11 protein-coding genes are annotated in these 11,842 nt (G+C 59.7%); all 11 read right to left on the reverse strand.

Annotated features, from left to right (window positions below):
* Window positions 1-3 precede the first annotated feature (3 nt).
* Window positions 4-1,443 carry a hypothetical protein gene (locus tag ACI514_RS22930; protein ID WP_405122435.1) on the reverse strand — a complete coding sequence of 480 codons (1,440 nt, stop codon included), beginning with the start codon at window positions 1,441-1,443 and terminating at the stop codon, window positions 4-6.
* Between the two features lie 74 nt (window positions 1,444-1,517).
* A complete protein-coding gene (locus tag ACI514_RS22935; RefSeq protein ID WP_160055244.1) occupies window positions 1,518-2,426 on the reverse strand; it encodes a glycosyltransferase family A protein in 909 nt (302 codons plus the stop codon).
* A complete protein-coding gene (locus ACI514_RS22940) occupies window positions 2,419-4,173 on the reverse strand; it encodes a carbamoyltransferase (protein ID WP_123448351.1) in 1,755 nt (584 codons plus the stop codon). The genes ACI514_RS22935 and ACI514_RS22940 overlap by 8 nt, the downstream gene beginning before the upstream one ends.
* Before the next feature lie 171 nt (window positions 4,174-4,344).
* A complete protein-coding gene (locus tag ACI514_RS22945) occupies window positions 4,345-4,677 on the reverse strand; it encodes a YceK/YidQ family lipoprotein (protein WP_160055241.1) in 333 nt (110 codons plus the stop codon).
* A 127-nt stretch (window positions 4,678-4,804) separates the two neighbouring features.
* Window positions 4,805-6,256, reverse strand: coding sequence for a lipopolysaccharide kinase InaA family protein (locus tag ACI514_RS22950; protein WP_160055239.1), 1,452 nt, complete (start codon window positions 6,254-6,256; stop codon window positions 4,805-4,807).
* A complete protein-coding gene (locus ACI514_RS22955) occupies window positions 6,256-7,008 on the reverse strand; it encodes a lipopolysaccharide kinase InaA family protein (protein ID WP_160055237.1) in 753 nt (250 codons plus the stop codon). Before ACI514_RS22955 ends, ACI514_RS22950 begins: the two co-directional genes overlap by 1 nt.
* Entirely contained in the window at window positions 7,005-7,739 is a 735-nt protein-coding gene (locus ACI514_RS22960; RefSeq protein WP_405122436.1) for a lipopolysaccharide kinase InaA family protein, read from the reverse strand. Before ACI514_RS22960 ends, ACI514_RS22955 begins: the two co-directional genes overlap by 4 nt.
* Window positions 7,739-8,545, reverse strand: coding sequence for a lipopolysaccharide core heptose(I) kinase RfaP (gene rfaP, locus ACI514_RS22965; protein WP_160055231.1), 807 nt, complete (start codon window positions 8,543-8,545; stop codon window positions 7,739-7,741). Before rfaP ends, ACI514_RS22960 begins: the two co-directional genes overlap by 1 nt.
* The gene (locus ACI514_RS22970) at window positions 8,545-9,666 is read right to left on the reverse strand and encodes a glycosyltransferase family 4 protein (protein ID WP_405122437.1); all 1,122 of its coding nucleotides are present in this window, start codon (window positions 9,664-9,666) and stop codon (window positions 8,545-8,547) included. The genes rfaP and ACI514_RS22970 overlap by 1 nt, the downstream gene beginning before the upstream one ends.
* Window positions 9,666-10,727: a lipopolysaccharide heptosyltransferase I gene (waaC, locus tag ACI514_RS22975; protein WP_016985658.1), complete on the reverse strand. Its 1,062-nt coding sequence runs from the start codon at window positions 10,725-10,727 to the stop codon at window positions 9,666-9,668. Before waaC ends, ACI514_RS22970 begins: the two co-directional genes overlap by 1 nt.
* Before the next feature lies 1 nt (window position 10,728).
* Entirely contained in the window at window positions 10,729-11,763 is a 1,035-nt protein-coding gene (waaF, locus tag ACI514_RS22980; protein WP_405122438.1) for a lipopolysaccharide heptosyltransferase II, read from the reverse strand.
* Between the last annotated feature and the right edge of the window lie 79 nt (window positions 11,764-11,842).

Raw genomic sequence — 11,842 nt, forward strand, 5'->3', positions numbered from 1 at the left:
GCCTTAGCGACCTATAATCACCACGGTGGCACCTTTGCGATTGGCGAAATGCTCGATGATGCGCAGCTTGTGCGCCACCAGCCAATCATTCAACCAAGGCTCGTCACCTTTGGCCTCGATGAGGAAGTACTGATAGTCGCCAGCGTGAGCTGCCGACATCGCTTCCTCAGCGGTCAGTACCGGCATCACGTAGCCGCGACCGGCGTAATAGCTGATCCGCCCATCCTCGAAATACGTCTTCGCACCCGGCTCGACATGCGCGGACAACCAGCGACCGGCCTCGACGTAATGCGTTTTACCCGCACCGGTGGAAATGACGTTCGACAGCATAACCAACAACCCCAGCACCACCAGCCACTTGCCCCAGCGCGGGAAATCGCGAACAAACGCCGCCAGCCCCATCGCCAGCACGGGCACAAACAACAGATTCAGAAAGCTCAGGTAGCGCGCGTTCATGAACTGTTGTTTGATGAAAAACAGCACCAGCACGATCAGATACAACAACGCCGTCCAGGCGAAGGGACGGTACTCGCGCCAGTAAACACCCAGAAATCCCCAGTTACGTCGCAGCACGAAAGGGACGGCGAAAGGCCCCATCAACTTCACGAAGCTGATCGCCATGGTCGCCAGGATGCCAAAGAAAATGATCCGACCGGCTTCATCCTGGGAATACTTGTTGATGAGCGAGTTGGCAAACTGCTCGCACAGCATCTGAAAGGATGCAAACACACCGTGCGGCTCGATCATGTCCAGATACAGCATCACGCGCGCCGACATGAGCACACCGGTAACTGAAACAGCCACCAATCCCAAAACCGGTAGCAGCGAAAACTGAGCGAATTGCATCCGTCGGCTCGACGACCACAGATTAGGCAACTGCCACAGCGCCAAGGCCGGCACCAGGAGCAGGGCTTCCAGTCGAAACAAGGCAGCCGCAACAATGGCGAGATGGATGAGTGCAGCCCGCAGCCAACCGCCACGGGCTTGCCAGCGCAGCGCGAGCCAGAGTGTCAGGGTGCAGAAGAACCAGAAACCGCATTCACGGATGATGTCGTTTCGGAAGGCATTCACCGCCGGCATTGCCAATACCACCAGACACGCCCAACCGGCGAGTTGCGCAGACCGTTGACGTACGCAGTCCACCATCAGCGCGCTGGTGCCGGCAAAAAACAGCGCGCACCAAAGATAGGCGCTCAGCTCGAGCGGCAAATGCAGGACGGTATGCGTACCGGCCAGAAGAAAGGAAAACCATGGCCAGTCGAAAGTGGCCCAGGCCACATTAGGCCCGTGCTCGGTGACCTGTTGCGCGATATCGATATACAGCGCGGCATCACGCCCCACTGTCGCGGTGCCCAGAACCGCAATCAGCGATAACAGCGCACTGCCCAGAAACGCCAGCCAAACCGGGTATTCGTCGATGACTCTGGAGACTCGAGTTGCCACGCTACCGCCCGTACCTTTCACCCAGCCACCTCACCGACATCCGTTACAAGGCCCGCGTAGTCTCCGCGACCCGTTTACCGAAACAGCAACCGCAACGCCTTACGCGTGTAGGACCAGCGCGAAAACGTCCGCCAGTCCGCACGCAAGGCCTGAAAATAGAATGCCTTGGCCAGCTTGTACTCGCCATGGGAATAACAGTCACGAAACAACGACAAGCAGCGCTGCGCAAGAAAGGCCTGGCGTAAATCACTCATTTCGTCGGGCATTCGTCGACTGGAAAAGACTTCGCTGACGACCTGCTCCGTACCGGCGGCAAGGCTTTGCCGCAAATCATGGCGCATGCTGTCGGCATGCTTGTAGATCAACGCCAAAGGCTTGTCCAGAACGGTGCAGGGATAGCGCGCCAGCACCTGGGCAAACACTGGCAAATCCTCGACGTTGCGCAAGTGTTCCGGGTAATTACCCATAACGAACACATCGCGATGCATCGCGCAGGCACCGTTGGAAATCGATACCGTCTTGCTCAACAGGTAACCCTGCAAGCGCTGCCGCGGCGTCACAGGCAACGGCTTGGCCGCCTGCAAGCTGCGTCGCCCGTCGGCGAACACCGACCAATGTGCACCGATCACCATCAGGCTGTGCGGATGACTGGCGATATGCTCAGAAAGCGCAGCCAGTGCGCCGGGAGCCATTTCGTCATCGGAGTCGAGGAATACCAGATACCGCCCGGTCGTCTCCTCAAGCCCACGATTGCGCACCGACGACAAGCCGCCATTGGCTTTGCGCAGCGCACGGAAGCGCCCGCCATGCTTGAGCAGGAGGTTTTCGACTACCTCGGGGGTATCGTCCGTTGACCCGTCGTCGATGACCAGCAGATCCGCGGTCGCCTCATCCAACTGCGCCAACACCGATTCCACTGCACGTGGAAGCGTTCGCGCATAGTTGTAAACCGGAATGACGACGCTGATCAGTGTTTCAGTCAAGTTCGTATCCTTTTACACCCTCTTTTACGACCAGAATATCTTCCATGATCAGGTATTCCAGATCAGAGCCGAAAAACATGTTCAGTGCGTCAGTCGGCGAGCAGATCATCGGTTCGCCACGACGGTTGAGCGAGGTGTTCAGCGATACGCCGTTGCCGGTCAGGTTTTCCAGCGCCTTCATCATGTCGTAGTAGCGTGGGTTGTATTCACGCTTGAGCACCTGGGCACGGGAGGTGCCATCTTCGTGGACAACTTCCGGTACGCGGGTCTTCCACTCTTCCGCCACTTCGAACGTGAAGGTCATGAACGGTGCCGGGTGATCGATCTTGATCATCTGTGGCGCAACGGTGTCGAGCATCGACGGGCAGAAAGGCCTCCAGCGCTCGCGGAACTTGATCTGGTGGTTGATGCGGTCAGCCACACCAGCCACGCTCGGGCAACCGATGATCGAGCGGCCGCCGAGTGCGCGTGGACCGAACTCCATACGTCCCTGGAACCAGGCCACCGGGTTGCCATCGACCATGATCTTGGCGATCTGCTCAGGCATGTTGTCGAGCTTGCGCCAGGTCGGCTTGTTCTCGTGACGCGCGCAGGCGGCAATCACGTCTTCGTTGCTGTACGACGGGCCGAGATAGACGTGCTCCATCTTCTCGACCGGTACGCCACGAGCGTGCGACACGTAGGCAGCGGCGCCGACTGCAGTGCCGGCATCGCCGGACGCCGGCTGAACGAACAGCTCTTTGATGTCGTCGCGAGCGATGATTTTCTGGTTCAGTTTGACGTTCAACGCACAGCCACCGGCGAATGCCAGCTTGCCGGTTTCCTTGAGCACATCGCCCAGGTAGTGGTCGATCATCTGCAACGCCAGTTTCTCGAACAGCGCTTGCATGCTCGCGGCGTAGTGGATGTATGGCTCGTCAGCGATGTCGCCTTCGCGTTTCGGACCCAGCCACTCGATCAGCTTCGGCGAGAAGTAGAAACCTTTGCCCTTCTCTTTGTAGCGACGCAGGCCGATCACGTTGGCGTAGTCGGTGTTGATCACCAACTCGCCGTTCTCGAACGAGGCCAGACGCGAGAAGTCGTATTTGCTGGCGTCGCCGTACGGCGCCATGCCCATGACCTTGAACTCACCATCAAGCATCTCGAAACCGAGGAACTCGGTGATCGCGCCATACAGGCCGCCGAGGGAGTCAGGATCGAAGAATTCCTTGATCTTGTGGATCTTGCCGTTTTCGCCATAGCCGAAAAAGGTTGTGGCGTACTCGCCCTTGCCGTCAATACCGAGGATCGCGGTTTTTTCTTTGAAACCCGAGCAGTGGTAGGCGCTGGAGGCGTGAGCCAGGTGGTGCTCGACCGGCTCGATCTTGATTTTTTTCGGATCGAAACCCAGTTGTTCCAGGCACCAGACAATCTTGTTGCGATAGCGCTTGTAACGGCGATTGCCCATCAGGATCGCATCAAGCGCGCGGTCCGGCGCATACCAATAACGCTTGGCGTAGTGCCAGCGCGCCTTGCCGAACAGGCTGATCGGGGCAAATGGAATCGCGACCACGTCAACATCGGACGGCTTGATGCCGGCCTGTTCCAGACAGAACTTCGCCGATTCGTAGGGCATGCGGTTCTTTGCATGTTTATCGCGTACGAAGCGCTCTTCTTCAGCCGCCGCCACCAGCTTGCCGTCGATGTACAAGGCCGCTGAAGGATCATGGCTAAGGGCGCCGGACAGGCCAAGAATCGTCAATGCCACAGGGGTCTAGCCTCTTTAGTCTGCGTGCAGGCGCGATGCGCCTTGAAAATTGATGTGCCCTCGCACAGGGCGAGTGACAGCTAAAGGGCGGGATTATAGCGTAAACGAGAGGGGAATTACCCTGCGCGATTGCCCCAGGGTGAATGGATTGGAGAAACCTTGCCCTGTGCCTCAATAACCGCCCTTGCGCCAGTAAATACCGAGGTTGCCGTCGGTGACCTGACGAAAAACCGTATAAGGCAACGCTACCGTATCGAATACACCGGACAATGGCAGATCCAGCAGCACGAACGGCACCAGAAATCCGCTGGGATCAGGGGGCGCGTTAAGCACGCAGAAATCGAATGCCAGCCCGCTGTAAATCCGCGGAATCGATTGGCAGTAGGTGTTTTGTTTGCGCATGTCCCGGGCGACGTCGGCATCGTCCTGCAATACGGTCATGACGCTGCCACAGCCGGCCAGAACCCATGAAAATGCACTCACTGTTACAGCCTGTCTGATCATTAAAATTCGCCCTCCAAGGTCGTTGGGCAAATTAGCATCGGGGCTGAACGGGGCACAGTTCATGGCTTCTGGAGAGGCTGTAGGACAAGTCGCTGAATCTTGTCCTCCACTGCTGTAGTGGTTTGACTCAGGCCGCGCTGGAAATGTCCTTGGGCAAACGATGATCAATAATCTGATACAGCGCGCTGCTTTCAGGCCAGTTACGCATGAATCGCGCACGGTCACGGGCATAGGCCGGCGCGAAACTGCCGATAGTTCCATGCTGACACATCGAATCCAGATCGATCAGTGCCCAGCGATCCTGCTGCCAGAACAGGTTGTGCCCCTTGAAGTCGCCATGGCTGATGCGCTCGTCAATCAATCGCGCGAACAACAGGTCCAGCGCCTGCAATTCTGCCTCCGGTGCTTCGCCACTTTCAACATAGGGCGCAAAGCGCTCGATGATATCCGGCCCCGGCAGGAACTCGGTCACCAGATACGCACGGCTGCGCAGCCAAAAAAAGCGCTTCTCCAGCACCGCCAGCGGCTTGGGCGTAGCGATGCCGAGGAACGCCAGGCGATTGCCTTCACGCCACGAATGCCAGGCGCGACTCGGACGCCAGAAACGCTTGAGCCAATGCGCAAAGCCCTTGATGTTGTAGCGTTTGATCACCAGAGTGCGCACACCGGCCTGAACCTTGCCGACGCTCGCCGCACCACCGGTCTTGTACATATGGCCCTGATCAAGCAGCGCATCCGCCTGCGCAAGCACCGGCAGCATGGCCGGCTCTTCTTCACGACGAATTGCGCGCAGACCGAACGCTCCACGCTGCACACTGAACAGCGTGCACTCGCGACCGACCTTGAGCAGAAAGTCTTTCAGACGCCACCGGCGTACTTTGTCGATCTGTTTCTGCAAGGCTTCCAGCGGGAGCGCGTGCTCGCTGTTGCTCAACAGGTAATACACCAGCAATTCTTCAGTGAACGGCTCAAGCGCCTTGGGTAACTGGGCGAAAAATACCCCGAGATTTTCCAGGACTTTTTGTCGCGACAACGGCTGACCAGCGGTCTCTGCGCATACTCCGGCGCCGTCAATCAAGTACAACTGGCCGCCGTGACGCAGCAGATTATCCAGGTGCAGATCCTCCTGCCAGAGGCCTTTGCCGTGCAATTGGCCAATGGCGCCGAGCGCCTCGGCCAATACCGCCGACTGTTCATCTGCGAGCAACGGCAGCGACTCGACCTTTGCCCAGGCATCGCCAAGGCTTTCGGCGCCTTCAAGGAAATCGAACAGCAGCCAGCCACCTTCGTCACTGTTCAAACCGTCGGCTAGCAACAACGGTGTCGTCATGCCTTGCGCGGCCAACAAGCGCACGCCTTCCAGCTCACGCTGAAAATGCCGGGCAGCCTTGCCGCCGACCAGCAATTTGGCCAGTACCGGACGGCCACGCCAGACACCGGCGCCGACGTAGCGTTGCCCTGGCAGAACCCGCAGCAAACTAAGCAATTGCAGATCCGCATTTCCGGCGGCATCGGCCAGGGTCACGGTCAGCGGCAGTTGCGGGGTTCGCCCGACACCGGCCAGCTCGGACAATTGCATCAGCGCGTCTCCTTGTGACTGCGGCGCGCGGTCAGCCGGGCCAGCCAGCTGTCGAGCAGCGAGCTATCGGTGGGCTGATCGAGATAAGCCGCGAGCAATTCACGCAGTTGCGCCTCGTTCCATTCCGGCGCGCGGCGTTGCAGCGGCTCCAGATCCTTGATCCGGTCACGCATGCCGAACAATAAAGGACGGGTTTTTTCCAGGTCGATCAATTGCGCCTGATACCCGTCACCGCTGGCTCGCAGAAAAATATGTTTGGGATAGAAGCAGCCGTGCACCTGACGCACACCGTGCAGATGCCGAGCCAGCAATCCGCAAGCCTTGAGGATGGCCGACTGTTGCGCGGCACTGAGCTGCGCCCAACGCTGCAACAGCGATTCCAGATCGCTCCAGCCGTCCAGAGCGCGGGTCAGCAGGATCGCGCGAACTTCGCCATTGACCTTGCGTTCACCGAAGAACGCCGCCTGCAGCGCGGGTATGCCGAGCTTGCGATAGCGACTGATATTGCGAAACTCACGGGCAAAACTGGGTTCACCGAAAGGCGCGTGCAAAGTGCGCGTCAGGTAATTGCTCTGGCGCTTGAGGTAATAGCCCTGCCCTTCCAGGTCCAGACGGAAGACGCTACTCCAGCCACCACGGGCGGTATTGGGTTCATCCACAGCTTCAAGCTGCTTGGCCCACAATGCGTCGAAACTGCCGAGACCATGGCGCTCAAGCAGCGCGCGGTCTTCAGCGGCGAGAAAATCAGTCATTCGCGTCCCTCGAAAAATCTCACCACGTGCCGAATCCGTTTCTTGTCGGCGCTATCAAGCCGATCGCACTGGCGGTATTGCTTATAGAAGCGCAGGCGTTGGGTATTGGACAGGTGGTATTTGGCGAGTTTATCGAGACAGGCCAGATCCTTGGTGATCCGATACTTGAGCCAGAAGCCGCGCCAGAACTCGCCGTTAGGGCAATCGATCAGAAATATACGCGCCTGGTCATCGATCAACAGGTTGCGCCATTTCAGATCGTTATGGGTAAATCGGTGATCATGCATCGTCCGGGTATAACCGGCCAGTTGCCGACTGACAGCGTCGACCCAGACGCGATCCTTGAGCTTCGGATCCTTGCGCTCGGCGAGCGCCGAGAGGTCTTCGGTGTGCGGCAGTTCGCGGGTGATCATCGCGCCACGGTCATACGCCGCGCCACGTCGTTCCAGCCCCCAAGCGATCACTTCAGCGGTAGGAATGCCCCACTTGGCGAAGCGCTTGAGGTTCTGCCATTCCATCTTTACCCGCGGCTTGCCGAGGTAGCGGCGTAGACCTTTACCGGCGCCGACATAGCGTTTGACGTAATAGTTGACGCCGTTGCGCTGCACGCGAATCACTTCCGACAGCGGGTCACGGGTCAGGCGTTCGCCCTGCAACGCAAATACCGCTTCGAGGCTGCCGAAGTCTTCGGCGAGCTCGCCGTATTGCGGCTCGAGAGTCCAACCCGCCATCAGAGCGCATCCCCGTAACGCTGCTTGCGTGCGTAGAGTTTATTGGCTTTGCCTTCCAGCCAGTTCAGCAGCGGCGCTTCTTGCGCCAGGATCTGGCGCAGCGGCTGCTGGAAATAGCCCTTGAGAAAGCGCAGCTTGTCGCGGCGGGTCAGGCCGATGTCCAGCGCGGAAAAGTACAGTGCGGCCAGATCCTTGTTGCGCCAGCGCTGAGTAATCTTCGCGCGAGTCTGGGCGCGGTGCAGGTCGATCACCGAGAGTTTGAAGTCTTGCGGTGTCACCGGTTTATCGGTGTGCAACAGGAAATGGCAGATGTAGCAGTCGCGATGGTTGACGCCGGCGCGATGCATCATGCCAGTCATGCGCGCGACTTCGGCAATCAGCGCGCGCTTGAGTTTCGGCTCGGGCGGCTGCTTGCCCCAGTCGATGCTGAAGTCTTCGAGGCTGATGGTCGGCGCCAGCTCTTCGGTGACGATGAACGAGTGCTGATCCGCCGGATTGCTGCCCTTCTCGCCGTAAGCGACGGCGGTCATGGTCGGCACGCCGACTTCCTGCAGACGCTGAATGGCTGTCCACTCCTGACCTGCGCCGAGTACCGGCAGCTTGGCGGTCAGCAGGTTCTTGAAGATCTCGCCCCAACCAATGCCACGGTGGATCTTCACGAAGAATCCGTTACCGTCGACTTCCGTGCGCAGTGTCCGGCGTGCTTCCAGCTCGCGGTATACCTCGCCCTGCAAGCCTTCGACTTCGGCGAACGGATCGCGTCCGGCCCAAAGGCTTTTGAACGGTTCAGCCAGCATCAACTTCATTAAGCGTGCTCCGCCAGAATCACATCGGCCGCGTGCTGCGGCATGCTGTAGAGGTCGGCCGTGTCGGCGAAGGCCAGACCATTGCGGCTCCAGGCCGCCCGTGCAGCGTCGTCATTCAACATGTCGGTCAGGTATTGCGTCAGCTGTGCCTGATCGAATGGATCGTCCAGCACTCGCCCGGCGTCTGCCTCGGCAATGTAATGGGCGTAACCGCAGACCGCGCTGACCAGCACCGGCAAACCGGCGACCAGCGCTTCCAGCAACACCGTACCGGTGTTCTCGTTGTACGCCGGGTGGATCAACAGGTCGGCGCCGAGCAGGAAACGCGGGATATCGCTGCGCCCCTTGAGGAACGTCACATTGTCGCCCAGACCCAAAGTCGCGCTCTGCATCTGGAACAATTTGGGGTCATCCTGGCCGATTACAAACAGCCGGGTACGCGTCTTCAGCTCAGCGGGCAATGCCGCCAGCGCTTTCAGGCTGCGATCAACGCCCTTGGTCTTGAACCCGGAGCCGATCTGCACCAGCAGCAGCTCGTCGTCCTTCAGATTGAATTCAGCACGGAAACCGGCGCGAATCTCATCGGCATCCGCCGGGCGGCGACGATCCTGGGCGATGCCTGGCGGCAGCAGATGGAAACGCTCAAGCGGCGTGTCGTAATGTTTGATGAACAGCGGCTGCTGCACTTCGGAAATCATCAGCACTTCGGTCTTCGCATCCTTGGCGAACACTGCGCGCTCGTACTCGGCAAAGTGGCGATAACGGCCCCAGCGGCGGTACAGCGAATTGCGCAAGTTCTGCGCCTTGTCTTCGAAGCAGCCATCGGCGGCGTAGTAGACGTCCAGCCCCGGCATCTTGTTGAACCCGATCAGGCGATCGACCGGGCGCTTGGCCAGGTCCGCTGCCATCCACGCGCTGAGTTTTTCGTTGCGACGGTGGTTGAAGAACGCCTTGACCGGCGCCACCAGTACTTCGAAGCCGGGCGGCACGTCGCCTTCCCAGATCAGCGTATAAACGCGAATCTGATGACCGCGCTTCTGGCATTCGAGGGCGATGCGCATGAAGTCGCGCTGCAAGCCACCGAACGGGAAATATTTGTACAGGACGAATGCCAATTGCATCAGCGCAGCTCCTCAGCCATTAACAACGTGCTCAGTCGGCTGGCGACACGCTCGGGGTTCAGACGCGTGAAGCACAGAGGCTGTTCACGCTTCAGGTCAAACTGACGGGCATCTTGCGCGGTCGGTTGATAGGTACATTTCTTTTGCAGGCACGGCGCGCACGGGAAGTCGCTGGCCAGGTGAATCTGCAGTTTGCCGTAGGCGCCGGTCAGGCCCGGGTTGGTCGGGCCGAACAGCGAGATGGTCGGCACGTCCAGTGCAGCGGCCAAATGGCCGAGACCGGTGTCCACCGCGACGCACGCTTGCGCACCGGCAAGGACTTTGCCGACGCCGGCCAGATTCAGCTTCGGCAGCACTTCGGCGTGCTTGAAACCGGCAGCGATGCGTTCGGCACGAGCCTTTTCCTGCGGGTTGCCCCACGGCAACTTGACGCCGACGCCGAGGTAACCGACGCGTTCGGTCAGTTCGCGCCAGTAGCTTTCCGGCCAGTGTTTGGTGTCCCACGTGGTGCCGTGCAGGAACACCACAAAAGCATTTTTGCGCGGTAACTCGACCAGACGTTCGACGTTGAGGCCGTAGTCGCCCAAACCTTTGGGCAAGTCGTAACCGAGGGCGATGGCGAACAACTGCCGCACACGCTCGACAGCGTGCTGACCACGGGCCACGGCCAACTTGCGATCGTAGAACCGCGACGCCATCGGTTCGCGGGCCGAACCTTTATCGAGGCCCGCCACCGGCGCTTTGACGTAACGGGTCAGCCAGGCACTTTTCAGCAGGCCTTGGGCGTCGATCACCAAATCGTATTTATTCGCGCGCACGCTTTGCTTGAAGCGTTTCCACTCACCGCTGGTGATGGTCTTCCAGATGTTCTTGCGCCAGCGGCGGATCGCCACCGGAATCACTTTGCCAACGGCCGGGTGCCAGGTCGGAATCTCGGCGAAGCCTTCCTCGACGACCCAGTCGAATTTGATCCCGGGGATGGCCCGGGCGGCGTCGGTCAGCGCCGGCAACGCATGAATCACGTCGCCCAGCGATGAAGTCTTGATCAGCAGTACCCGCAACTTAATGAACCTCGACCACAGAGCCCTGCAACTTCTGCAAGGCATCGTTGACCGCGTCCGGCATCAGCTGGCGCAGGCAGTTGTAATGGCCGAAGCGGCAGGTACGGTCGAAGCACGGGCTGCAATCGAGGCCCAGACGCACCACTTCGACGTGTTCGGCCAACGGCGGGGTGAAGCCCGGCGAGGTCGAGCCGTAGACTGCCACCAATGGGCGGTTCAGCGCAGCGGCGACGTGCATCAGACCGGAATCGTTGGAGACCACCGAGTCGGCACAGGACATCAGGTCGATGGCTTCAGCCAGCGACGTGCCGCCGCTGAGGTTGACCGATTCTTCTCGCAGGCCCGGGATCAGCCGTGCGCGAATGTCTTCACCGACCGAGTGATCGTTTTTCGAACCGAACAACCACACCTGCCAGCCTTCGCGGATACGTGCTTCGGCGACTTTCGCGTAGTGCTCGGACGGCCAGCGCTTCGATTCGCCGAACTCGGCGCCGGGGCACAAGGCCAACACTGGGCGGTCGAGCGTCAGGCCAAACTTGGCCAGTGCGGCGTCGCGGGTCACCGGGTCGATTTGCAGACTCGGACGTGGATAGGGTTTCGGCAGCTCGGCACTCGCTTCATAGGCCAACGCCATGAAACGCTCGATCATCAGTGGATAGCGTTGTTTATCGAGGGCGCGCACATCATTGAGCAAGCCGTAGCGGAACTCACCACGCCAGCCGGTGCGCTTCGGGATGCCGGCGAAAAACGGCACCAGCGCCGACTTCAATGAGTTGGGCAGTAGGATCGCCTGGTCGTACTGGCCGCGCAGGGACTTACCGATGCGCCGACGCGTTGCCAATTCCAGCGCGCCGTGACCGAGCGGAAAGCTCAAGGCCTTGCGCACTTCAGGCATGCGTTCAAGGATCGGCCGGCTCCACTCGGGGGCCAGCACGTCGATTTCGCATTGCGGGTGGCGCTGCTTGAGACACTGAAACAGTGTCTGCGCCATCACCATGTCACCGACCCAACTGGGCCCAACGATCAGAATATTCATGTGGTTTCCATAAACGAACCGGGGAGGCATTTACGCCTCCCCGCCTCGATAATCACTGTGGGAGCGGCATTGCTGGCGA

This window comes from Pseudomonas sp. M20, assembly GCF_045037865.1.
GTDB lineage: Bacteria > Pseudomonadota > Gammaproteobacteria > Pseudomonadales > Pseudomonadaceae > Aquipseudomonas.